We start from the raw sequence: 22283 nt of genomic DNA, 5'->3' as shown, positions 1-22283 counted from the left end.
CTGGGCATCACATCGCTGTAATTCCCTCGGCGCGAACCTACTTCGCGCTGGAAGCCTGGGCGTGGTCGTCGGCCTCGCGCGCCTCGGTCTGCGCCTTGGCCCACTTGTAATCCGGCTTACCGGCGGGCGAGCGCTTGATCTCGTCCGCGTACCAGAGGCTGCGCGGCATCTTGTAGGAGGAGATCTCCTTGACCAACGTCGGCCGCAGTTCCTCGAGCGTCGGACGAGATTCGCCACGACACTGCACGACCGCCACCACGCGCTGACCCCACCGCTCGTCCGGCACACCGACCACCAGCGCGTCGAAGATCTCCGGATGCGCCTTGAGCGCACCCTCGACCTCTTCGGGGTAGATCTTCTCGCCGCCGGAGTTGATCGACACCGAACCGCGACCCAGCATGGTCACGGTGCCGTCCTCCTCGACCCGGGCGAAATCGCCGGGAATGGAGTAGCGAACACCGTTGAACACCTTGAAGGTTTCGGCGGTCTTGACCGGGTCGTTGTAGTAGCCCAGCGGGATATTGCCGGTGCGGGCGAGCATGCCGACCTGACCGGAGCCGGGGGCGACCTCGTTGCCCTGCTCGTCGATCACCTTGGTGGAGCCGTCGATCTTCACCCGCGGGCCGCCGGTGTGGGTCGCGCCCTTGGCCGCCACCGCCAGACCGCCGAAGCCGGTCTCGGAGGAGCCGATGGAGTCGGTGATGAGCGCGTTCGGGAAGCGCTCGATGAACTCGTCCTTGAGCGACGGGGAGAACAGCGCCGCGCTGGAGGCCAGCACCCACAGGCTCGAATGGTCGTACGGCGCACCGGTTTCCGGATTGCCCGCGGCCACCGCGTCCAGCATGGGACGGGCCATGGCGTCGCCGGTAATGAAGATCATGTTCACGCCGTGGCGCTCGATGGCCTGCCACACCCCGTGCCCGCTGAACTCCGGCAGCATAACGGCCTTGCCGCCGTCGAAGAGGCTGTGCAGGGTCGCGGTGAACGCGCCGCCGTGGATCAGCGGCGGGATCGGGTAGCGCACCATCTGGGTGTTGCCGCTGGCCCCGCCCTTGGACTGCTCCCACTCGTCCTCGATGAAGACGCCGGTGTAGAAGTTGATGCCGCCGCCGAGCACGCGCCACCAGTCCTCCTGCCGCCACATGACGCCCTTGGGCATGCCGGTGGTGCCGCCGGTGTAGATCATCATGATGTCGTCGGCGGAGCGCTCCTCGAAGTCGCGCTCGCCGCGCGAACCGGCAAGGGCCGCTTCGTATTCGACGGCGGTCGGGGGCAGCGGCAGGTCGGTGCCGTCCTCGACGGTGATGACCGACTTGATGGCCGGCACATTGGGCACCACATTGGCGACCTTGTCGCTGTAGCGCCGTTCGTGAATGAGCGCGACCATATCCGAGTTCTCGAAGATGTATTGCAACTCGTTCTCGACGTACCGGTAGTTCACGTTGATCATGACGGCGCGCGCCTTGAAGATGGCCACCATGGACTCGACGGCCTCGATGGTGTTGCGCGAGTACACACCGACCTTGTCTCCCGGCTTCACACCCTGTTCTTGCAGGTAGTGCGCCAGCCGGTTGGCCCGGTCCTCCAGCTCGGCGTAGGTCACCGAACGCGAGTCGTCAACCAGTGCGACACGTTCCGGCATGAGGTCGATGGTGTGCTCGACGAGGTCCGCAATGTTGTAGCTCACAGGATCAAAATAGAACGTGTTCTTGTGTGTGACAAGCCACAAATCTCACTCAGTCGATCCACCGAATGTGCCCCCTGTCACACACTACAGCGGTTTCTAGGATTCGATCAGCGGACGGAGACGTTCGAACTGCGCGACATCGCGGACGCCGATGAGCATCATGGTGACCCCGGCCTGCTCCCAGACCTTCAGCTGCTCACGCACCTCATCCTCGTTGCCGATGATGGTGGTGTCGAGGATCAGCTCGTCCGGAACCGCCGCGGCCGCTTCGTCTTTGCGCCCGGACCGGAACAGCCGCGTGATCTCGTCGACCGCGTCGCCGTAACCCATGCGCCGGTAGACCTCCGCGTGGAAGTTCAGTTCCTCCGCGCCCATGCCGCCGATGTACAGCGCGCTGTAGGGCCGGATGGCGTCCAGCGCCGCCTTGCGGTCGTCGGTCAGGATCACCTGCGCGGTGGCCGCGATCTCGAAGTCCGCGCGGGTGCGGCGCGCACCCGGCCGCGCGAAGCCCTCGTCGAGCCATTCGTTGTACATGTCCGCCAGCCGCGGGGTGTAGTAGATGGCCAGCCAGCCGTCGGCGATCTCCGCGGTCAGCGCCACGTTCTTGGGGCCCTCCGCGCCGAGCCAGATCGGCAGGTCGGCGCGCAGCGGATGGGTGATCGGCTTGAGCGGTTTCCCCAATCCCGTTGCGCCCGAGCCGTTGTAGGGCAGCGGGTAGGCCGGGCCGGGGCTGGTCACCTTGGCCTCCCGGGCCAGCACCTGCCGCACGATGGAGACGTATTCGCGGGTGCGCGCCAGCGGTTTGGCGAACGGCGCGCCGTACCAGCCCTCCACCACCTGCGGGCCGGAGACGCCGAGCCCGAGAATGTGCCGCCCGCCGCTGAGGTGGTCGAGGGTCAGCGCGGCCATGGCGGTGGCGGTCGGGGTGCGCGCCGACAGCTGGACCACCGAGGTACCGAGACGCACCCGGCTGGTGTCGGAGCCGTACCAGGCCAGCGGCGTGAAGGCGTCCGAACCCCAGGATTCGGCGGTGAAGACGGCGTCGAAGCCGGACTCCTCGGCGGCCAGCACCAGCTCCCGATGATTGGCGGGCGGCTGCGCGCCCCAGTATCCGAGTTGCAGACCAAAACGCATTCGCGTGTTCCTTCCTAGAACATCCCGGGACCTTCGGCAGGGCCTGTGCCCCGGCCCTTGCCACCGTCACTAGAACCTGTTCTACTCGATCTCGTGACTCTGGGGAACACCGAAGTACTGTCCGCGCCGCTGCGGATGCAATTCGACTACACCCGCTCCACCGGTCCGATCATCGGCCGCTTCCTCACGGAACTGCGGTCCGGCAAGGTCGTCGGGGTGCGGGGTTCCGATGGGCGCGTGATCGTGCCGCCCGCGGAATTCGATCCGAAGACCAGCGAACCGCTCAGCGAGTTCGTCGAGGTGGCCGACGTCGGCACCGTGCAGACCTGGTCCTGGGTGGCCGAGCCCATCGCGGGTCAGCCCTTCGACCGGCCCTTCGCGTACGCGCTGATCAAACTGGACGGCGCGGACACCGCGATCCTGCACGCGGTGGATGTGGCCTCGCCGCAGGACATCTCGACCGGGCTGCGGGTGCGGGCGCGCTGGGCCGCCGAGCGCACCGGCCGCATCCAGGACATCGCCGCCTTCGAGCCCGGCGAGACCTCCGCCGCGCCAACGGATAGCTCGGACGCGGAACCGGTCACCGGCCTGGTGACCCCGGTCGACTTCTCCATCAAGCACACCGCCGCCCCGCAGGAATCCGTCTTCCTGAAGGGGCTGATGGAGGGCAAGCTGCTGGGCGCCCGCGCCCAGATGGACGGCAAGGTCTACTTCCCGCCCCGCGGCGCCGACCCGCGCGACGGCTCGCCGACCGACGATTTCGTCGAGGTCGCCGACACCGGCATCGTCACCACCTTCTGCATCGTGAACGTGCCGTTCATGGGCCAGACGATCAAGCCGCCTTATGTTGCCGCCTACATCCTGTTGGACGGCACCGACATTCCGTTCCTGCACCTGGTGCTCGGCATCGACGCGAGCGAGGTCCGGATGGGCATGAAGGTCAAGGCCGTGTGGAAGCCGCGCGAGGAGTGGGGGCTGTCCATCGGCAATATCGACCACTTCCGGCCGACCGGCGAACCGGACGCCGATTACGACTCTTTCGCGCACCACCTGTAGAGAGGCGCTGAAATACCTTGAGCAACACAGATATCGCGGTGGTCGGGTTCGCGCACGCACCGCACGTGCCGGAGACCTTCGGCACCACCAATGGCGTGGAGATGCTCGCGCCGTGCTTCCGGGAGCTCTACGCCAAGCTCGGCATCGGCGTCTCCGATATCGGCTTCTGGTGCTCCGGCTCCTCGGATTACCTTGCCGGACGGGCCTTCTCGTTCATCTCCGCGATCGACTCGATCGGCGCGGTACCGCCCATCAACGAATCGCACGTGGAGATGGACGCGGCCTGGGCACTGTACGAGGCGTGGGTGAAACTGCGCTCCGGACAGGCGGAGACGGCGCTGGTGTACGGCTTCGGCAAGGCGTCGGCCGGTACCCTGCGCCAGATCCTGACCCTGCAGACCGACCCGTACCTGGTCGCGCCGCTGTGGCCGGATTCGGTGTCGATGGCCGGGCTGCAGGCCCGCGCAGGCCTGGACGCGGGACTGTGGACCGAGGCCGACATGGCCGCGGTGGCCGCGCGCGCCAACGGCGGTGACGCCGACAAGCTGCTGGCCGAGGCCAAGGTCGCCGATCCCTTCCGCGCCCACGACATCGCGCCCATCACCGACGGCGCGGCCGCCATCGTGCTGGCCGTGGGCGATCGCGCCCGTGAGCTGTGCGAGCGCCCGGCCTGGCTGACCGGCATCGCGCACTACATCGACACCCCCGTCCTGGGTGCGCGCGATCTGACGGTCTCGGAGTCGACGACCCGCGCGGCCAAGGCCGCCATCGGCGACGCCGCCCGCGACTTCGACGTCGCCGAACTGCACACCCAGTTCAGCCACGAGGAACTCATCCTGAAGCAGGCCATCGGCCTGAACGGGAACACCCGCATCAATCCGTCCGGCGGCCCGCTCGCGGGCAACCCGATGTTCGCGGCCGGCCTCGAGCGCATCGGCTTCGCCGCCACCGAAATCTTCGACGGCAACGCGAATCGCGCACTGGCTCATGCCAGTTCGGGTCCCGCGTTGCAGCAGAACCTGGTCGCCACCCTGGAGGCAAAATGAGTATGGCATCGCGCAGCGATTCGGTTGGGGGCGGCGGTGGGGCGACGGGCGGGCCACTCCCCGCTGCGGTGCTCGGCACCGGACAGACTCATCACGTGACCAAACGGTCCGATGTCTCCATGGCGGGCATGGTCCGCGAGGCCATCGACCGGGCGCTGGCGGACTCCGGCCTGACCCTCGCCGATATCGACGCGGTCGTGGTCGGCAAGGCCCCCGACTTCTTCGAGGGCTCCATGATGCCGGAGCTGTTCCTCGCGGATGCCTTGGGCGCCACCGGAAAACCGCTGCTGCGCGTGCACACGGCCGGTTCGGTCGGCGGCTCCACCGGCTGTGTGGCGGCCAACCACGTGCAGGCCGGTGTGTACGGCAAGGTGCTGGCGCTGGCGTGGGAGAAGCAGTCGGAATCCAATGCCATGTGGGCGCTGTCGAATCCGGTGCCGTTCACCAAGCCGGTCGGCGCGGGCGCGGGCGGCTACTTCGCCCCGCACGTGCGCGCCTACATCCGCCGCGCCAATGCCCCGCTGCACGTGGGCGCGATGGTGGCGGTGAAGGATCGCCGCAATGGCGCGCGCAATCCGCTCGCGCATCTGCAGCAGGCCGACATCACCATGGAATCGGTGATGGCGTCCCAAATGCTGTGGGACCCCATTCGTTTCGACGAGACCTGCCCGTCCTCGGACGGCGCCTGCGCCATCGTGATCGGCGACGAGGCCTCGGCCAAGGCGGTGGAGGCGCAGGGCAAGAAGGTGGCGTGGATCCACGGCACCGCCATGCGCACCGAGCCGCTCGCCTACGCGGGCCGTGACCAGGTCAACCCGAAAGCGGGCCAGGAAGCCGCGAAGGCGCTGTGGAAGCAGGCCGGGATCACCAACCCGCTCGAGGAGATCGACGCGGCCGAGATCTACGTGCCGTTCTCCTGGTTCGAGCCCATGTGGCTGGAGAACCTGGGCTTCATGCCCGAGGGTGAGGGCTGGAAGCTCACCGACGCGGGCGAGACCGAGATCGGCGGAAAGCTGCCGGTCAACCCGTCCGGCGGCGTGCTCTCCTCCAATCCGATCGGCGCGTCCGGCATGATCCGCTTCGCCGAGGCCGCCAAGCAGGTCATGGGCCGGGCCGGCGACTACCAGGTCGAGAACGCGCGCAAGGCGTTCGGCCACGCGTACGGCGGTGGCTCGCAGTACTTCTCGATGTGGGTCGTCGGGAGTGAGCAGCCGTGACCACCAACACAGAGCATCCGGCGCGGGTGGCGGGCGCCGCCTCCCAGGCCGCGGTGCGCGCCAAGGACAAGGGCGCGTGGGTGGCGTTGTTCGCCGCCGACGGGATCGTGGAGGACCCGGTGGGTCCGTCGTTCTTCGATCCCGAGGGCGTCGGCCACCGCGGGGCGGAAGCGATTGCGGCGTTCTGGGACAAGGCCATTGCCCAGACCGACTCCATCGAATTCCTCTTCGACGACTCGTTCGCCTGCGGTAATGAGGTGGCTTTCACCGGCCGCATTCGCACCACCATGGGCGGCCACATCATCGATGCCGAAGGCGTTTTCACCTACAAGGTGGACAGCGACGGCAAGATTCTCGCGCTGCGCGCCTTCTGGGAAACCGAACGCGCCATGGCGACCATGAAACCTCTCTGAGCTCTCGTGCCCCGCCTGCTATCGCAGGCGGGGCACATGCTTTTCGCCGGCGGCGAAAGCCGAAGCGGGCGACTGGATTTATCCAGTCGCCCGCTCTTTTTTGTCTCCGCCCCGAGGAGTGAGAGGGGTGCGGGGCGGATCAAATCATCTGCGGCTCAGTGCTTCACCGGGCAGCCGCCCGTGTAATCCACCTGGAATTCCTTGATTCCATTGAGCCAGCCCGACTGCAGGCGACGCGGATCGCCCAGCTTGGTGATGTCGGGCATGTGGTCGGCGATGGCGTTGAAGATGATCTCGATCTCCAGCCGCGCCAGGTTCGCACCGATGCAGAAGTGCGCGCCGGTACCGCCGAACGACAGGTGCGGGTTCGGATCACGCAGGATATTGAACGTGTACGGGTCCTCGAACACGTCCTCGTCGAAGTTGGCCGAGCGGTAGGACAGCACCACCCGCTGCCCCTTCTTGATCTGCACGCCACCGACTTCCACGTCCTCGAGCGCCGTGCGCTGGAACGAGCTGACCGGCGTGGCCCAGCGAATGATCTCGTCGGCGGCGGTCTTGGGCCGCTCCCTCTTGAACAGCTCCCACTGCGCCGGGTGCTCCAGGAACGCGATCATGCCGTGGGTGGTGGCATTGCGGGTGGTCTCGTTGCCCGCGACCGCCAGCATCATGACGAAGAAGCCGAATTCCTCCGGCAGCAAGGCTTCGCCGTCCATATCGGCCTCGACCAGCCGGGTGGCGATGTCGTCGGCCGGGCAGGCGCGGCGCGCCTCCGCCATCTGGTAGGAGTAGCCGAGGATCTCGGTGGAGGCGACGACCGGATCGGCGGTGCTCTCCGGATCGTCGTAGCTGGTCATGTCATTGGACCACTGGAACAACTTCTTGCGGTCGTCCTGCGGCACGCCGATCAGTTCCGCGATGGCCTGCAGCGGCAGCTCGGCCGCCACCTGTTCGACGAAGTCGCCGGTGCCCGCCTCCGCGGCGGCCTTGACGATCTTCTCGGCCCGCGCGGTCAACTCGGCGCGCAGGCCGTTGATGACGCGCGGGGTGAAACCCTTGGAGATGATCTTGCGGAGCTTGGTGTGCTCGGGCGCGTCCTTGTTCAGCAGGACGAAGCGCTGCAGATCGATCTGCTCGCGGGTGATGTCGTCCTGGAACCGCGGGATCGCGGTGTTCTCGTAGGTGGAGAAAACGTCGTCGCGGCGCGAGACGGTCTTGACGTCCGCGTGCTTGGACAGCACCCAGAAGCCATCGTCGGTGAAGCCACCCTTGTCCGGGGACTTGGGGTTCCACCAGATAGGAGCGGTGCGGCGCAGTTCCGCGAGCTCCTCGGCCGGCACCCGTCGCGCCCACATCTCGGGGTCGGTGACATCGAATCCATCCGGCACTCCGGGCCGGGCTGCAGTGTCCACCACCAGCAGTCTCCTTTGACCAACTGAAACACGTTCTACCGCTATTGAAGCACAGGAGGTAAAACAAGAGAAGGGACTAGGTATTGGCCCAGAACAGGCATACGTTACTGGTTGTGAACTCGTTGCAGTTCCAATCCGGAAGGACAGACATGGGTACTCCCGTCATCGTCGAGGCGGCGCGCACGCCCATCGGCAAGCGCAATGGCTGGCTGGCCGGTTTGCACGCCGCCGAACTGCTGGGCGCGGCGCAGCAGGGCGTGCTCGAACGCGCGGAACTGAACCCGGCGCTGGTCGAACAGGTCGTCGGCGGCTGCGTCATGCAGGTCGGCGAGCAGAGCAACAACGTCACCCGCACCGCCTGGCTGCACGCGGGCCTGCCCTGGCAGACCGGCGCGGTCACCATCGACAATCAGTGCGGCTCCGCACAGCAGGCCGCGGGCCTGGTGGCCGGGCTCATCGCCACCGGCGCCATCGAGGTCGGCCTGGCCTGCGGCATCGAGTCCATGAGCCATGTTCCGTTGGGCGCCAACGTCGGAACGCACGCGGGCCCGCGTCGGCCGGCCTCCTGGAACATCGATATGCCCAACCAGTTCGAGGGTGCGGAGCGAATCGCCAAGCGGCGCGGCATCACCCGCGACGACACCGACGAGTGGGGCGAGCGCTCGCAGCGGCTGGCCGCGCAGGCGTGGGAGCAGGGCCGCTTCGATCGCGAGATCCTGACCATCAAGGGCGCCCCGCAGGTCGACAAGGAGGGCAACCTCACCGGCGAGAGCGCCGACATCAGCCGCGATCAGGGTCTGCGCGCCACCACGCGCGAGGCGCTGGCGAAGCTGAAGCCGGTGATGGAGGGCGGAATTCACACCGCCGGCACCTCCTCGCAGATCTCCGACGGCGCGGCGGCGGTGCTGCTCATGGACGAAAAGGCCGCGCTGCGTGAGGGATTGCGCCCGCGCGCCCGGATCATCGCGCAGTGCCTGGTGGGCGGCGAGCCCGAATATCAGTTGGACGGACCGGTGCAGGCGTGCGAGCGGCTGCTCGAGCGCTCGGGCATGAGCATCTCCGATATCGATTTGTTCGAGATCAACGAGGCTTTCGCGTCCGTGGTGCTGTCGTGGGCCTCGGTGCACAAGCCCGATCTCGAGCGCGTGAACGTCAACGGCGGCGCGATCGCGCTGGGCCATCCGGTGGGCAGCACCGGATCCCGCTTGATCACAACGGCTTTGCACGAGTTGGAGCGTTCGGACAAGAACGTCGCCATGGTCCTGATGTGCTGCGGTGGCGCCCTGGCGACGGGCACGATCATCGAACGGCTCTAGTCGCACAATCATTTTCGGCCAGGTTGAACGTTCATCCGTCTTGTCGTGAAACGTGGCGTACGCCACACAAACTTCGGTACAGACAGGAAGATGAGACGTCAGCTATCTTATGGCTACCCGAGGCCCGTCCGGGAAGACCCTCGCGACGGGCCAGAACCGGGACTCTTAAGCCCTTGGCAAGAACGGTGGGGTGACCCCGCAAACGCCCAAGCCACAGCGGGTGAACCGGATCACCGCCTAGAAGCTTCAAGGAAATCGCGAATCAGGCGTAGGTTTTCAGTTACTGAGCCGCTAATATCAATGATACGTATCCGAGATAACGACTGTTAGTACAGCGAAGGGAATTGGGCGGCTCACAATGGCTGATTTCGCGGCGCGGCTGAACAAGCTGTTCGAAACCGTGCATCCCCCGGGGCGTAAGCCGCACACGAACGCAGAGGTGGCGGCTGCCTTGACGGCCTCCGGCCATCCGATCTCGAAACCGTATCTGTCGCAGTTGCGGTCGGGACAGCGCACGAACCCGTCGGACGAGACGGTGGCAGCACTGGCAAAGTTCTTCAAGGTCAAGCCGGACTACTTCTTCAACGACATCTACGCGGCCAAGATCGATCATGATCTCGAGCTGCTGTCCCAGCTGCAGGGCTACGGACTTCGTCGACTGTCGAGTAGAGCGTTCGACCTGTCCGAAGAATCTCAGAACCTCCTCACCTCTATGGCGGAGAAGTTGCGGGCCAGCGAAGGGCTGCCCGAAATTCCTCCGGACGGCACGGAATAGGCCCTGCCACAGCGCAACACAGTGCGGCTAACTCGGAGGCCGCACTGTGTTGGTTTGTACAGGGCTTGTCCCGGACTGGACATAGGGCGGGCACGGGCGTTGCTTGCAGGGCAACGCCGGTGTCCCGCCGAACCATTCGGTTCGAGTGAAGGATGTTGCACCGGTCTCAGTCGCCTGAGGCCATGTGGCGTAAACCCCTGCGCTGGTGCATTATGCACAAACTTGGCATAACGCTGCCCGGGTCTTCCCGGTCGGTCGAGTGAGTTGCTTTGTGCACTATGTCGTTTTGTGCACTGTGAGTGTTTCGCCCCAATGCACCGGACCAGTAAGTCCCGTACCGCGCACGGCGGGTTCGTCGATACGAAACCTCGGATACGAAGTCTCGGCGAGCAGGCCCACCGGAATGCCACGCCCTTGGCAATCAGCGCGGTGCGGGACTTGCGCATTTGCGACAAGATCACAAATGCGTCGGTGATCTTCGCGTGATCAACTTCGAAGCGTTCTCGAAGGATCCTGGACGGTAATGGTTAACTCCGCTAAAAGGTAATGGAAGAGTAAATGAACTATCGCTTCCCGCCGGAGCTCTGAATGGCCGACGGCGTCGCCGACCCGGCCGCGTCGTAGGCGCGGGCGATGGCCTGCACCCAGCCGCGCGGGCTCACGCCCGTGGGCGGCGAGATCCACCGGCCGTCTATCATCACCTCGCCGAACGGATTACGCGCCCAGTCCGCGACCCGCTGCGCGCGCTCGGCGACCGAGGCCGGCGGCGCGCCCGCCGCGGCCAGCTCCAGTCCGCCACCGGATTGCAGGTAGAGCGCGTCCATGATCTGGGCGACCTGGTCGGACGCTTTGAGCTGGGTGCCCGATCCGGTCTGATCGTGCGCCACCACCTCCGGGAAACGGGCGACCAGTACTCGATGCAGGGTGCGAATCTGCTTGAGCAGCACCCGCGCTCGCCACCACAGCTCGATCACGATCCACACCGCGCCGATCGCGATGAGCATGGCGGCCAGCTGCCACATCGGCCAGAACCAGCCCTCGTCACCGGGTTTCGGCATCGGCACGTCGTTCATGGCGCGGCGAATCGACAGGGCCGCCAGCACGCCGACCACGCCGGTGCCGGCGGTGTAGAGCGCGATGCCGCGGCCCAGGGTGGTCCAATCCAGGTTGCGCACACCGGTGATCACGATGAACACGCACGCCAGCAGCACCACCCACCAGCCGAAGGTGACCGACCAGGCCAGCGTCAGGACGACCGCGATGGCCCCGGCCGCGTAGATCATCATGCCGATCTGGCGCAGATTGCTGCGCGACACCACCGGCCACGCCGCGGCCGCCACCACCGAGGTGGCGGTGGCGAACAGGATCCAGGCGGCCGTCACCACCCGATCCCCCAGCCACATGCCGTGCACGCCACCGGGCGCCGCATGATCAACGGCCAGACCGATTTCCGGCACATTGACCGTCACCGCGAGCGCCACGGCGGCCACCGCGATGACGATCGCCACTCGCGCGGTGGTCGCCGGCTTCACCAGCACGCGCCCAACACGTGCACCCGAGGCCATCCAGACCAGCATGGCCACCAACCAGAAGGTCATCCCAGTGCCTCATCGAATCGAAGGACCGAGACGCCGGCGCCTCGGCTGTTGAACACGCGTAACCGGGTCATGAGCATGCTCGCGAAAGTTTCGGCCTCCCATTCGCACTGCTCGTCGTCACCCAGGTCGATCGCCTTCTGATGCGCGCGCTGACTGAGCATGTAGGCGATGAGATCGTCGCCGGCCTCCAGCACCACCTCGGTCGCCGCCTCGCCCGGATGGTCGAAGACGATGTGGCCGAGCTCGTGGGCGAGGGTGTGCTCGCGGCTGGGCAGCGACTGCGCCAGCACGATCACATCGCGGTCCGGATAACTGCGGCGCTGGCCGCAGACGCCGGGACCCAGTTGCGCGCTGGCGATTTCGATGGGCCGCCGCCGCTCCGCGGAGATGGCCAGCACCACCTCATCCAGATCGGTGGCGTCGAAATCGGCGGCCACCGCGCACACCGCGTCCACCGCCGCGGCCACCCGGCGGTAGGACCCGATGCTGTGCGCCTTACTCTCCGTCATCGCCGTCCCCTCACGCCCTCGGTCCGAAGAAGGCCGCCCGGGCGGCATCGATCCGCCCCTGGGCCGCGGACGCGCTCTGGAAGCTGACCGCGCCCGAACCGGTCCCGGCCAGCGCCATGGCGATCAGCCCGCCGATCACCGACAGCACCGGGATCGGCGGCAGCGGCGTGTTGTTCGAGGTCGGCTTCACGTCCGGATTCGGTTGCGCCAGTACGGGAGCGGGCGCCGGCGCCGCGGGCGCGGGCGGCGGCGCGGGGGCCGGCTCGGGTGCGGGCGCCGCGGCCGGGGCGACCACCGCCGGGAGCGCCGGCAGCGGCGGCACGGCCGGCGGCTGCGGAATCTCCAGCGGCACGGGCGGCACGGCGGGCGGGGCCGGCGGCGGGATCAGCAGCAGCAACAGCGGGGAGGCGCAGAAGGCGGCGGAGTCGAGGCCCGCCGAGCCCAGCGCCGCGGAACCCACTGCGGCGGAACCGAGGTCGGCCGATCCGGCCGCCGAACCCGCGCCCGCGGAACCCACACCGGACCCGGTGCCCGCGGAGCCGACCGCCGAACCGGCTGCGGCGGAGCCGACGCCGGTGGAGCCGCCGAGCGCGGAACCCACACCCGCGGAACCTATTCCGGCCGAGCCGACGGCGGCCGAACCGGTGCACAGCGCGGCCAGTCCGGCGGAGCCGACAGCGGCCGAGCCGACGGCGGCCGAACCCGTTGCGGCCGAACCGGTACCGAACAGCAGGCCCAGCAGCGCCGAACCGGTGCCGATCCCGGCGGAGCCGACACCCGCCGAACCCAGGCCGAGCACGGCGCCGCTGCCCACGCCGGCGGAACCGACGGCGGCGGAACCCGTTCCGAGCACCGCCGAACCGGTGGCCGCGCCGGCCGAACCGGCACCGACCGCGGCCGAACCCAAACCCGCACCGGCGGAACCCGTTACGGCCGATCCGGTGCCCAGGGCAGCGGAGCCGGTGGCGCCGAGCACCGAGCCGACCCCCGCGGAGCCGACGCCCGCCGAGCCGACCCCGGCGGAACCGACGGCGGCCGAACCCGTTCCGAGCCCGAGCAGAATGGACAGCAGATCTTGGGGCCCGGCGACGGGGGCGGCCTGCGGCGGCGCGCCGATCGATTGCGGCTGGGGCTGCGGCCGGCCGGGATCCTGAGTGCCCGGCCCCGGATCGAGCGGGATGCCGCCGGGCTGCGCGTCGGCAGCAGCGGGCCCGAGCAACGCCGAACCGGCGACAGCCGCGATCACTGCCACCAGGCGCATTGCACGATCGACGATCATGCGACAGCCATCCCCTCATCGATACCGCGCACTTGGCTTGCTCCGCACCAGGGGTACGGAATCCCGATCCGCACCAGGCAGATCGAGACGGGGGTCGAGCTCACTGCCGCCCCGATTGCCGGACCTTTGCGGAACGCGGTCATCGTACCGGCCACCACGTCGATACGCGCAAGTCCCGAACGCATTAGGGGTGCCCCCAAACCGTACGCCTGCCCAAACCCCTACGTCCTCAATATCACCAAGCACCCCAGCGGGATTGGCTCCGACCAGCCCGTATCCATCACCTCACCGCCGACTCGGGGCGATCGTGAGCTTCGACGCGCTTGTGCAACAACGAAAAAACGGACCAAACAGTCAGCAATCTTTCAACCCTCGCCGAAAATAGCCCGCCAAAAAAGAACGCCGGCGTCCCCTTCGGGACGCCGGCGATACGAAGGTCGCGACGGGCCTACGCGCCGTAGACGGGCTCCGGCGTGGTGGCCTTCGACAGCAGGTCACGCACGACCGGGCCGAGCTCGGCGGGCTCCCAGCGGGCGCCGCGATCGATGGAGACGCCGTGACGCCAGCCGTCGGCGACGGTGACCTTGCCGCCCTCGACCTCGAACATGCGGCCGGTGACCCCGGCCGAGTCGGCGGAACCGAGCCAGACCACCAGCGGGGAGACGTTCTCGGGGGCCATGGCGTCGAAGCCGTCCTCGGGGGCGGCCATCATGTCGGCGAACACGGTCTCGGTCATGCGGGTGCGCGCGGCCGGGGCGATGGCGTTGACGGTGATGCCGTAGCGCGCGAATTCGGCCGCGGCGGTGAGGGTCAGACCCGCGATACCGGATTTGGCGGCGGCGTAGTTGCCCTGCCCGACCGAACCGAGCAGGCCCGCGCCGGAGCTGGTGTTGATGATGCGGGCCTCGGGGGTGCGACCGGCCTTGGCCTCGTTGCGCCAGTACTCGGCGGCGTGCCGCATGGGCGCGAAGTGGCCCTTGAGATGCACCTTGATGACCGCGTCCCACTCGTCCTCGCCGAGGTTGACCAGCATGCGGTCGCGCACGATGCCGGCATTGTTGACGAGAACGTCCAGGCGGCCGAAGGTTTCGACGGCGGTGGCGATCAGGCGGCGGGCGCCCTCCCAGTCGGAGATGTCGTCGCCGTTCACCACGGCCTCGCTGCCGAGCGCCTTGATCTCCTCGACGACCTGCGCGGCCGGGGAGTCGGGGCTGGGCGCGCCGTCGAGTTCGGCACCGATGTCGTTCACGACCACCTTGGCGCCGGCGGCGGCGAAGGCGAGGGCGTGCGCGCGACCGATGCCGCGACCCGCTCCGGTCACGATGACGACGCGGCCGTCGCAGATCTTGTTGTCGCTCATATCGATTACCTCTGCTTTTAGATGTTTGCGGTGGATGCTTCGAGGAAGGCGGGCTTCTCGCCGCCGCCGTGCACGAGCAGCTGACTGCCGGTGACGTAGGCGGCCAGCGGCGAGGCGAGGAACGCGGCGGTGCGGCCGATGTCTTCGGGGGTCGCCATGCGTCCCAGGGGCACCGTCCGGCTGACCGCCGCGATGCCGTCCTCGTCGCCATAGTGCAGATGCGAGGACTCGGTGTTGACCAGGCCGCAGATGACCGAATTCATCCGCACTCGCGGCGCCCATTCGACGGCCAGCGACGAAACCAGGCTGTCCACACCGGCTTTCGCCGCACCGTAGGCCGCGGTCCCCGGCGACGGCCGATGCCCGGAGACGCTGGAGATCATCACGATCGACCCGCCGGTCTCCTGCTTCTGCATCACCTCGTTGGCCGCCTGCGAAACCAGCAGCGGCGCGAGCAGATTCAACTGCACGATCTTGGCGTGGAAGTTGGCGGAGGCGTCGGCGGCCAGCGCGAAGGGCGCGCCACCGGCATTGTTCACCACCGTGTCCAGCCGCCCGTACCTCGCGACGATCGCGTCGATGAGCCCGCGCACCGAATCGGCGTCGCGCACATCGCACGGCAGGAAGTCGATGCCGCGTCCATTGCTCTCGACCGGGGTGTCGCCGGGCCGGCGCGCACAGGCCACCACGATCGCGCCCGCGTCCAGGAAGACCCGGCTGATGCCGGCGCCGACGCCGCGCACACCGCCGGTGACCAGGACGACCGAGCCGGACAGGTTTACTTCGATTCCCACCGTGCTAACCTACCAAGCACTTGCTTGTTTTGCCAACGATGGGACATTCGATGGGGATCAACCGTCACACCGAAACCGAGGGCGTCGAAGTCGTCACTGTCGACTATCCGCCGGTCAACGCGCTGCCCTCGGACGGCTGGTTCGCCCTGGCCGACGCCATCACCCAGGCCGGGAAGAATCCCGAGACGCGGGTCGTGGTGCTGCGCGCGGAGGGTCGCGGCTTCAACGCGGGCGTGGACATCAAGGAGATGAACCGCGACGTCGGGCACACCGCTCTGATTCGCGCCAACCACGGCTGCTTCGCGGCCTTCGCCGCCGTCTACGACTGCGAGGTCCCGGTCGTCACCGCCGTGAACGGCTTCTGCCTGGGCGGCGGCATCGGCCTGGTCGGCAATTCCGATGTCATCGTGGCCTCCGACGACGCGACCTTCGGCCTCCCCGAGGTCGACCGCGGCGCGCTCGGTGCGGCCACCCATCTGGCGCGCCTGGTCCCCCAGCATCTGATGCGGACCATGTTCTACACCGCGGGCACCCTCACCGCGCAGCAGCTGCACCATTACGGGTCGGTGTTCAAGGTCGTGCCGCGGGCCGAACTCGACGCCGCCGCAATGGAAGTCGCCAAGAACATCGCCGACAAGGACGGGCGTGTGATTCGCGCCGCCAAGAAGGCGCTCAACGGCATCGACGTGCAGGACGTGCACCGCTCCTACCGCTTCGAACAGGGCTTCACCATGGAGCTCAATCTGGCGGGCGTGGCGGATGAGATCCGGGCGCGCTTCGACGACGATCTGGCCGCCCAGAAAAAAGCACAGTAGAAGGGCCAAAATAATATGCGCGACAAGCGAATGTCGCTCGACGAAGTCGTCGGCGAACTGCGCAGTGGAATGACCATCGGCCTCGGCGGCTGGGGTTCGCGGCGCAAGCCGATGGCGTTCGTGCGCGCGCTGCTGCGTTCGGACGTCGCCGATCTGACCGTGGTCACCTACGGCGGACCGGATCTGGGTCTGCTGTGCTCGGCGGGCAAGGTGCGCAAGGCGTACTACGGCTTCGTGTCGCTGGACTCCGCGCCGTTCTACGATCCGTGGTTCGCCAAGGCGCGCACCGAGGGTGCGATCACCGTGCGCGAGATGGACGAGGGCATGGTCAAGTGCGGTCTGCAGGCCGCGGCGGCCCGGCTGCCGTTCCTGCCGATTCGCGCCGGATTGGGTTCGGCCGTCCTCGATTTCTGGGAGGGCGAGCTGAAGACCGTTCAGTCGCCTTATTTGACGGACGGCAAGGCCGAAACCCTCGTCGCCATGCCCGCTTTGAACCTGGATGCCGCTTTCGTGCACCTGGATTTGGGCGACAAGCACGGCAATGCCGCCTACACCGGCGTCGACCCGTACATGGACGACCTGTACATGCTCTCGGCCGAGAAGCGCTATCTGTCGGTGGACCGCCTGGTCGAGACCGAGGAACTGGTGAAAGCCGTTCCGACGCAGGCCCTCGTCCTCAATCGCATGATGGTCGACGGCGTGGTCGAGGCCCCGGGCGGCGCGCACTTCACCTTCGCCGGCAGCTACGGCCGGGACGAGAAGTTCCAGCGCCACTATGTCGAGGCCGCCAAGACGCCCGAGTCGTGGGCCGAGTTCAAGGCTCGCTACCTGGATGTCTCGGAGGACGAATACCAGGCCGCCGTCAAGGCTTTCGCCGAGGAGCAGAAGTAATGACTGACACCACTACGGTTACTCGGGCCGAGATCTGCGTGGTCGCGGCGGCCGAGATCTTCCGGGGCGCGGGCGAGATCATGGCCTCGCCGATGTCCACGATCACCACCATCGGCGCGCGGCTGGCGCGGCTCACCTTCGAACCGGATCTGCTGCTGTCCGACGGTGAGGCGCTGTTCTTCGCGGAGATTCCGCCCATCGGCGGCAAGGCTCCGATCGAGGGCTGGATTCCCTTCTCGAAGGTCTTCGATGTGGTGAATTCCGGTCGCCGCCATGTGGTCATGGGCGCGAACCAGCTCGACAAGTACGGCAATCAGAACCTCTCGGCGTTCGGTCCGCTGCAGCAGCCGACCCGGCAGATGTTCGGCGTGCGCGGCGCGCCGGGCAACACCATCAACCACGCCACCAGCTACTTCGTGCCCAAGCACGGCAAGCGGGTGTTCGTGGATCAGGTCGACATCGTCTCCGGAATCGGTTACGACAAGATCGATTCCGAGAATCCGGCCTACCGGTTCCACCACCTGCACCGGGTGGTGTCGAACCTGGGCGTGTTCGACTACAACGGTCCGGACCACACCATGCGCGCGCTGTCGCTGCACCCGGGCGTGAGCGCCGACGAGGTCGCGGAGAGCACCTCCTTCGAGATCGCCGGGCTGGCCGAGGCGGGCGAGACCCGGCTGCCCACCGAGGAAGAGCTGACCATCATCCGGACCGTGCTGGACCCCAAGGGTTTCCGCGAGAAGGAAGTGACGGCATGACGCAGCGGCTGAGGACGCCACTGACCGAACTGGTCGGCATCGAGCATCCGATCGTGCAGACCGGCATGGGCTGGGTCGCCGGTCCCGGGCTGGTCGCGGCGACCGCGAACGCGGGCGGGCTGGGCATTCTCGCCTCGGCGACCATGTCGTTCGAGGAGCTCGAGCAGGCCATCGCGAAGACGAAGGCCAAGACCGACAAGCCCTTCGGCGTCAATATCCGCGCCGACGGCTCCGATGCCGCCGAGCGCTGCGAACTCATGATCCGCGAGGGTGTGAAGGTCGCGTCCTTCGCGCTGGCTCCCAAGAAGGAGCTCATCGCGCGGCTCAAGGACAACGGCGTGGTGGTCGTGCCGTCTATCGGCGCGGCCAAGCACGCGGTCAAGGTCGCGTCGTGGGGCGCGGACGCAGTGATCGTGCAGGGCGCCGAGGGCGGTGGCCATACCGGTTCCGTCGCCACCACGCTGCTGCTGCCGTCGGTTCTCGACGCCGTCGACATCCCGGTGGTCGCCGGTGGCGGTTTCTTCGACGGGCGCGGTCTGGCCGCGGCGCTGTCCTACGGGGCGGCCGGTGTCGCCATGGGCACCCGATTCCTGCTGACCCAGGATTCCAGCGTCCCGGATTCGGTGAAGCAGGAGTATCTCAAGCGCGGCCTGATGGACACGGTCGTGTCCAAGAAGGTCGACGGCATGCCGCACCGCGTGCTCAATACCGAGCTCGTCGACAAGCTGGAGCACTCCAGCGGCGTGCGCGGCCTGACCGCCGCGGCGTCCAACGCCTTCAAGTTCAAGGCCATGACCGGCATGAAATGGTCGACCATCGTCAAGGACGGTCTGGCCATGCGCAAGCACAAGGACCTCACCTGGTCCCAGGTCATCATGGCCGCCAACACCCCGATGCTGCTGAAAGCCGGTCTGGTGGAAGGCAATACGCAGGCGGGCGTGCTCGCCTCCGGCCAGGTCGCGGGCATCATCGACGATCTGCCCACCGTGGCCGAGCTCATCGACCGCATCGTCACCGAGGCCGTCGACCGCATCGACAGCCTCAACCGCTACCGCGTCACCGAACCCGCCTGACGCTCCCCCGAACGTGCGCGGCCACCACAGCCCGACCGCGCACCCCCGGATCCGCACACATCGGATCCACCGCGCGCCGCCAGCCGGCCCGCCGAGCCGCCCCCGGATCCTCTCGCCCGGGGGCGGCTTCGCGCATCCCCCGACCGATAACGCTATGTTTGGATCAGCCGTCCGCAAGGTTGGAGTGATCGTCCATGACCGTCCCCGCTATGCGCCCGCGCCCAGGTAACCTGCGCGAAGTCGCGGAAACGATCGAACGTACCACCGGACTCCGCGTTGAGGTCCTGGGAGGAAAACTCGTGATGTCGCCGACCCCCCGCGGCAAGCATGCGGGAGTTGTCAGACGCCTTCGCCAGCAGCTCGAACCCCAACTGACGGAAGGGCTCGCACCGTACGAGGTGTCGTCGATTCCGATGCCCGGCGATCCTGACGACTATTGCACCCCCGACCTCGTCGTCCTTCCCGAGACGTGGGAGGACGACGACGAGTGGCTCGCAGATCCACAAGAGGTCGAACTCGCCGTCGAGGTCATCTCGAAGAGCGAGAAAGCACGGCAGATATCCGACAAGAATGGCTGGTACGCCACGGCCGGAGTGCGCGTGCTGCTGGTTGTCGACCCTCGATTCGGCAGTTGGACGTTGTTCACTCGTCCCAAAAATGGTGAGTATCAAGGTCGTCTCGACGGCACGTACGGGGAAGACGTGCCCCTCCCGGGAGCGTTCGGGTTCTCGCTGGACACCCGCGGCCTCCCGGTTTACGGCGCGTAAACCTTGGCGCCCGAACCGCTTTTGCCGCCGGCACCTGCGGTGAGGTGGCGGCCGGCACGGGCGTGGCGCGGGGTATTGGGATGCCGTTGTGGGGCAGGGGTGCCACCATGTGGCGATGGGAAATGTCCTGATTGCCGGAGACCTGCATGGGAACACCGCGCACGCGTTGACCGTGGTGCGGACCGCGGTGCGTGAAGAGTGCGCTCGGGTCTTTGTGGTGGGGGACTTCGGGGCGTGGGAGCATATGGCGTCGGGGCGGCGGTATTTCGACGTGATCGGGAAGGCGGCCAAGCGGGCCGGCGTGATCGTCTACTTCCTGGACGGCAATCACGACAAGAGTTCCCTGCTGCACGAGCTGTACGACGACTGTCGCGATGACGAGGGATTTCTGGTGTGCCGCAAGCATCTGCGGTACGCGCCGCGGGGGCATCGCTGGATCTGGGAGGGGACGGCTTTCGCGGCCTTCGGCGGGGCGCGCTCCACCGACAAGGGCTGGCGGCTGGCGCGGGAGGCGCGCAAGGCCGAACTGGTCGCGCAGCGGCGGCGCTACGGCTCCTCGAAAACGCCGGAGACGGCGGGCACGCTGTGGTTTCCGGAGGAGGAGATGACCGACGACGAGCTGACCGCGCTGCTGGCGGCCGACGATTCGCCGGTCGACGTGCTGCTCACGCACGACAAACCGCGTGCCTCGCAACCGAAGTGGAACCGCAAGGACAAGCCCGAGTGCTATCCCAACCAGGATCGCGTCCAGCGGATCGTGGAAACCCTGCACCCGAGTGTCGTGTTCCACGGGCACCTGCACGTCCGCTACACCGACACCATCGCTTCGGGGGACGGCCAGTGGACCCGGGTCGAGGGCCTGGCCTGCGACCCGGAAGCCTCGCAGTACCCGGAGTATGCGAAAGAGCACTCCTGGTACGTGCTGCCGCTGCCCTACGCGCAGCCGGAGATCGAGGCGGCCGAACCGGATTCGCTACCCGCGTGACTCGTCGTAGGAGGAGGTGCCCTCGTCCAGCAGCGGCTCCTCCCCCTTGAAGTGCGCGGGCGCGAACACGCGCAGCACGTGGTAACCGGTGATGACGACCAGGGTGCCCAGGGCGATGCCACTGAGGGTGAAGTTGTCGCTGAACTTCATGCTGACATTGCCGATGCCGATGATCAGCCCGGCCGCGGCCGGCACCAGGTTGAGCGGATTGCGCAGGTCGACCTTGGCATTGGTCCAGATCTGCGCGCCCAGCAGGCCGATCATGCCGTAAAGGATGACGGTGATGCCGCCCAGCACGCCGCCCGGAATGGCCGCGACGATCGCGCCGAACTTCGGGCACAGACCGAACAGCAGCGCGAAAAAGGCCGCGGCCCAATAGGCGGCGGTCGAGTAGACGCGGGTTGCGGCCATGACGCCGATGTTCTCGGAGTAGGTGGTGTTGGGCGGTCCGCCGACCGCGGTCGAGAGCATGGACGCCGCGCCGTCGGCGGCGATGGCGGTGCCGAGCTTGTCGTCCAGATTGCCGCCGGTGATCTCGCCGACCGCCTTCACGTGCCCGGCGTTCTCCGCGACCAGCGCGATCACCACGGGCAGCGCGACCAGTACGGCCGACCATTGGAACGAGGGCGCGTGGAAGGTGGGCAGCCCGATCCAATCGGCCTTGGCCACACCCGACAGATCGAGCCGCCAGTGGTCGGTGATCTTGCCGCTGCCGTCCGCGGAGTGGATGCGCCCGAACACCCGGTCCAGCACGAACGACAGCGCGTACCCGAACACCAGACCCAGGAAAATCGCGATGCGCGAGAAGAATCCGCGCAAGCCGACCACGGCCAGACCGGTGAACAGCATGACCAGCAGCGCCGTCCACTGATCCTGCGGCCAGTAGGTCGAGGCGGTGACTGGGGCCAGATTGAAGCCGATCAGCATGACCACCGCACCGGTCACCACCGGCGGCATGGCGGCATGAATGATGCGCGCGCCGAAGCGCTGCACGGCCAGACCGATCAGCAACAGCACCGCACCCACCGCGAGGCAGGCTCCGGTCACCGTCGCGCTATCGCCGCCCTGGGCCCGGATCACTGCGGCCACACCCACGAACGACAGCGAGCAGCCGAGATAGCTGGGCACCCGGCCGCGGGTGGCCAGCAGGAAGATGGCCGTAGCCACGCCGGACATCATGATGGCGAGGTTGGGGTCCAGACCCATCAGGACCGGCGCGACGAAGCTCGCGCCGAACATTGCGACGACGTGCTGCGCGCCGAGACCGAAGGTGCGCGGCCACGACAGCCGCTCATCCGGTCGCACCACCGCCCCGGGCGCGGGCGTGCGCCCGTCCCCGTGCACCGTCCAGCGGACACCCAATACCATCGACCGCCCGCTTTCTCCCGAAGGTCCGAA

21 protein-coding genes are annotated in these 22283 nt (G+C 67.5%); 12 read left to right on the top strand and 9 right to left on the bottom strand.

The window, feature by feature from the left end:
- Positions 1-37: 37 nt before the first annotated feature.
- Both D7D52_RS04715 and D7D52_RS04710 read right to left on the bottom strand, forming a co-directional pair.
- On the bottom strand, positions 38-1687 hold the full coding sequence (locus D7D52_RS04715) for an acyl-CoA synthetase (RefSeq protein WP_120735215.1): 1650 nt from the start codon (positions 1685-1687) through the stop codon (positions 38-40).
- 96 nt (positions 1688-1783) lie between these two features.
- Entirely contained in the window at positions 1784-2821 is a 1038-nt protein-coding gene (locus D7D52_RS04710) for an LLM class F420-dependent oxidoreductase (RefSeq protein ID WP_120735214.1), read from the bottom strand.
- A gap of 135 nt (positions 2822-2956) precedes the next feature.
- On the opposite strand from D7D52_RS04710, the gene D7D52_RS04705 reads away from it, so the two are divergent.
- From D7D52_RS04705 to D7D52_RS04690, 4 genes are read left to right on the top strand one after another with little or no spacing between them, the layout of a single operon-like run.
- Positions 2957-3877 (top strand): Zn-ribbon domain-containing OB-fold protein, encoded by a 921-nt coding sequence (locus D7D52_RS04705; protein WP_120743810.1) that lies wholly within the window; start codon positions 2957-2959, stop codon positions 3875-3877.
- Positions 3878-3894: 17 nt separating this feature from the next.
- Positions 3895-4923 (top strand): thiolase domain-containing protein, encoded by a 1029-nt coding sequence (locus D7D52_RS04700; RefSeq protein WP_120735213.1) that lies wholly within the window; start codon positions 3895-3897, stop codon positions 4921-4923.
- Positions 4924-4925: 2 nt separating this feature from the next.
- A complete protein-coding gene (locus tag D7D52_RS04695; RefSeq protein WP_120735212.1) occupies positions 4926-6140 on the top strand; it encodes a thiolase domain-containing protein in 1215 nt (404 codons plus the stop codon).
- Complete coding sequence (locus tag D7D52_RS04690) at positions 6137-6553, top strand: nuclear transport factor 2 family protein (protein ID WP_120735211.1); 417 nt, start codon at positions 6137-6139, stop codon at positions 6551-6553. The genes D7D52_RS04695 and D7D52_RS04690 overlap by 4 nt, the downstream gene beginning before the upstream one ends.
- Before the next feature lie 155 nt (positions 6554-6708).
- On the opposite strand, the gene D7D52_RS04685 is transcribed toward D7D52_RS04690, so the two are convergent.
- Positions 6709-7908: a cytochrome P450 gene (locus D7D52_RS04685; RefSeq protein ID WP_120743809.1), complete on the bottom strand. Its 1200-nt coding sequence runs from the start codon at positions 7906-7908 to the stop codon at positions 6709-6711.
- Between the two features lie 206 nt (positions 7909-8114).
- On the opposite strand from D7D52_RS04685, the gene D7D52_RS04680 reads away from it, so the two are divergent.
- Together D7D52_RS04680 and D7D52_RS04675 are read left to right on the top strand one after the other, a co-directional pair.
- On the top strand, positions 8115-9281 hold the full coding sequence (locus D7D52_RS04680) for a steroid 3-ketoacyl-CoA thiolase (protein ID WP_120735210.1): 1167 nt from the start codon (positions 8115-8117) through the stop codon (positions 9279-9281).
- Between the two features lie 358 nt (positions 9282-9639).
- The gene (locus tag D7D52_RS04675) at positions 9640-10056 is read left to right on the top strand and encodes a helix-turn-helix domain-containing protein (RefSeq protein WP_011207048.1); all 417 of its coding nucleotides are present in this window, start codon (positions 9640-9642) and stop codon (positions 10054-10056) included.
- A gap of 563 nt (positions 10057-10619) precedes the next feature.
- Here D7D52_RS04675 and D7D52_RS04670 read toward each other — a convergent pair.
- From D7D52_RS04670 to D7D52_RS04650, 5 genes are all read right to left on the bottom strand, one after another.
- Positions 10620-11654, bottom strand: a complete 1035-nt coding sequence (locus tag D7D52_RS04670; RefSeq protein ID WP_120735209.1) for a hypothetical protein — start codon at positions 11652-11654, stop codon at positions 10620-10622.
- A complete protein-coding gene (locus tag D7D52_RS04665) occupies positions 11651-12163 on the bottom strand; it encodes an ImmA/IrrE family metallo-endopeptidase (protein ID WP_120735208.1) in 513 nt (170 codons plus the stop codon). The genes D7D52_RS04670 and D7D52_RS04665 overlap by 4 nt, the downstream gene beginning before the upstream one ends.
- Positions 12164-12173: 10 nt before the next feature.
- Positions 12174-13442, bottom strand: a complete 1269-nt coding sequence (locus D7D52_RS04660) for a hypothetical protein (RefSeq protein ID WP_120735207.1) — start codon at positions 13440-13442, stop codon at positions 12174-12176.
- Positions 13443-13890: 448 nt separating this feature from the next.
- On the bottom strand, positions 13891-14802 hold the full coding sequence (locus D7D52_RS04655) for an SDR family oxidoreductase (protein ID WP_120735206.1): 912 nt from the start codon (positions 14800-14802) through the stop codon (positions 13891-13893).
- Positions 14803-14819: 17 nt separating this feature from the next.
- The gene (locus D7D52_RS04650) at positions 14820-15596 is read right to left on the bottom strand and encodes an SDR family oxidoreductase (RefSeq protein WP_425464609.1); all 777 of its coding nucleotides are present in this window, start codon (positions 15594-15596) and stop codon (positions 14820-14822) included.
- A 50-nt stretch (positions 15597-15646) separates the two neighbouring features.
- Between D7D52_RS04650 and D7D52_RS04645 the strand changes: the two genes are divergently transcribed.
- The 6 genes from D7D52_RS04645 to D7D52_RS04620 all read left to right on the top strand — a co-directional run bounded on the left by D7D52_RS04645 (position 15647) and on the right by D7D52_RS04620 (position 20885).
- The gene (locus tag D7D52_RS04645; RefSeq protein WP_120735205.1) at positions 15647-16411 is read left to right on the top strand and encodes an enoyl-CoA hydratase family protein; all 765 of its coding nucleotides are present in this window, start codon (positions 15647-15649) and stop codon (positions 16409-16411) included.
- 15 nt (positions 16412-16426) lie between these two features.
- The gene (locus D7D52_RS04640; RefSeq protein ID WP_120735204.1) at positions 16427-17302 is read left to right on the top strand and encodes a CoA transferase subunit A; all 876 of its coding nucleotides are present in this window, start codon (positions 16427-16429) and stop codon (positions 17300-17302) included.
- Entirely contained in the window at positions 17302-18060 is a 759-nt protein-coding gene (locus tag D7D52_RS04635; RefSeq protein ID WP_120735203.1) for a CoA-transferase subunit beta, read from the top strand. The genes D7D52_RS04640 and D7D52_RS04635 overlap by 1 nt, the downstream gene beginning before the upstream one ends.
- Positions 18057-19133, top strand: a complete 1077-nt coding sequence (locus D7D52_RS04630) for an NAD(P)H-dependent flavin oxidoreductase (protein WP_120735202.1) — start codon at positions 18057-18059, stop codon at positions 19131-19133. Before D7D52_RS04635 ends, D7D52_RS04630 begins: the two co-directional genes overlap by 4 nt.
- A gap of 194 nt (positions 19134-19327) precedes the next feature.
- A complete protein-coding gene (locus D7D52_RS04625) occupies positions 19328-19900 on the top strand; it encodes a Uma2 family endonuclease (RefSeq protein ID WP_120735201.1) in 573 nt (190 codons plus the stop codon).
- A gap of 115 nt (positions 19901-20015) precedes the next feature.
- On the top strand, positions 20016-20885 hold the full coding sequence (locus D7D52_RS04620) for a metallophosphoesterase family protein (protein WP_120735200.1): 870 nt from the start codon (positions 20016-20018) through the stop codon (positions 20883-20885).
- Here D7D52_RS04620 and D7D52_RS04615 read toward each other — a convergent pair.
- Entirely contained in the window at positions 20874-22253 is a 1380-nt protein-coding gene (locus D7D52_RS04615; RefSeq protein WP_120735199.1) for a uracil-xanthine permease family protein, read from the bottom strand. The genes D7D52_RS04620 and D7D52_RS04615 overlap by 12 nt on opposite strands.
- Between the last annotated feature and the right edge of the window lie 30 nt (positions 22254-22283).

Origin of the sequence: Nocardia yunnanensis (assembly GCF_003626895.1) — a bacterium.
GTDB lineage: Bacteria > Actinomycetota > Actinomycetes > Mycobacteriales > Mycobacteriaceae > Nocardia > Nocardia yunnanensis.
The sequence above is the reverse complement of the archived record's forward strand: the minus strand, read 5'-3'. Positions and strand labels throughout refer to the sequence as shown.

What these genes read in the sequence shown, in the direction of transcription:
- D7D52_RS04630 (WP_120735202.1), top strand. Translation starts at nt 18,057, where the DNA reads ATGACGCAGCGGCTGAGGACGCCACTGACCGAACTGGTCGGCATCGAG.
- D7D52_RS04620 (WP_120735200.1), top strand. Translation starts at nt 20,016, where the DNA reads ATGGGAAATGTCCTGATTGCCGGAGACCTGCATGGGAACACCGCGCAC.
- D7D52_RS04680 (WP_120735210.1), top strand. Translation starts at nt 8,115, where the DNA reads ATGGGTACTCCCGTCATCGTCGAGGCGGCGCGCACGCCCATCGGCAAG.
- D7D52_RS04655 (WP_120735206.1), bottom strand. Translation starts at nt 14,802, where the DNA reads ATGAGCGACAACAAGATCTGCGACGGCCGCGTCGTCATCGTGACCGGA.
- D7D52_RS04640 (WP_120735204.1), top strand. Translation starts at nt 16,427, where the DNA reads ATGCGCGACAAGCGAATGTCGCTCGACGAAGTCGTCGGCGAACTGCGC.
- D7D52_RS04695 (WP_120735212.1), top strand. Translation starts at nt 4,926, where the DNA reads ATGGCATCGCGCAGCGATTCGGTTGGGGGCGGCGGTGGGGCGACGGGC.
- D7D52_RS04670 (WP_120735209.1), bottom strand. Translation starts at nt 11,654, where the DNA reads ATGACCTTCTGGTTGGTGGCCATGCTGGTCTGGATGGCCTCGGGTGCA.
- D7D52_RS04705 (WP_120743810.1), top strand. Translation starts at nt 2,957, where the DNA reads ATGCAATTCGACTACACCCGCTCCACCGGTCCGATCATCGGCCGCTTC.
- D7D52_RS04615 (WP_120735199.1), bottom strand. Translation starts at nt 22,253, where the DNA reads ATGGTATTGGGTGTCCGCTGGACGGTGCACGGGGACGGGCGCACGCCC.
- D7D52_RS04675 (WP_011207048.1), top strand. Translation starts at nt 9,640, where the DNA reads ATGGCTGATTTCGCGGCGCGGCTGAACAAGCTGTTCGAAACCGTGCAT.
- D7D52_RS04635 (WP_120735203.1), top strand. Translation starts at nt 17,302, where the DNA reads ATGACTGACACCACTACGGTTACTCGGGCCGAGATCTGCGTGGTCGCG.
- D7D52_RS04645 (WP_120735205.1), top strand. Translation starts at nt 15,647, where the DNA reads ATGGGGATCAACCGTCACACCGAAACCGAGGGCGTCGAAGTCGTCACT.
- D7D52_RS04660 (WP_120735207.1), bottom strand. Translation starts at nt 13,442, where the DNA reads ATGATCGTCGATCGTGCAATGCGCCTGGTGGCAGTGATCGCGGCTGTC.
- D7D52_RS04625 (WP_120735201.1), top strand. Translation starts at nt 19,328, where the DNA reads ATGACCGTCCCCGCTATGCGCCCGCGCCCAGGTAACCTGCGCGAAGTC.
- D7D52_RS04710 (WP_120735214.1), bottom strand. Translation starts at nt 2,821, where the DNA reads ATGCGTTTTGGTCTGCAACTCGGATACTGGGGCGCGCAGCCGCCCGCC.
- D7D52_RS04665 (WP_120735208.1), bottom strand. Translation starts at nt 12,163, where the DNA reads ATGACGGAGAGTAAGGCGCACAGCATCGGGTCCTACCGCCGGGTGGCC.
- D7D52_RS04685 (WP_120743809.1), bottom strand. Translation starts at nt 7,908, where the DNA reads ATGTGGGCGCGACGGGTGCCGGCCGAGGAGCTCGCGGAACTGCGCCGC.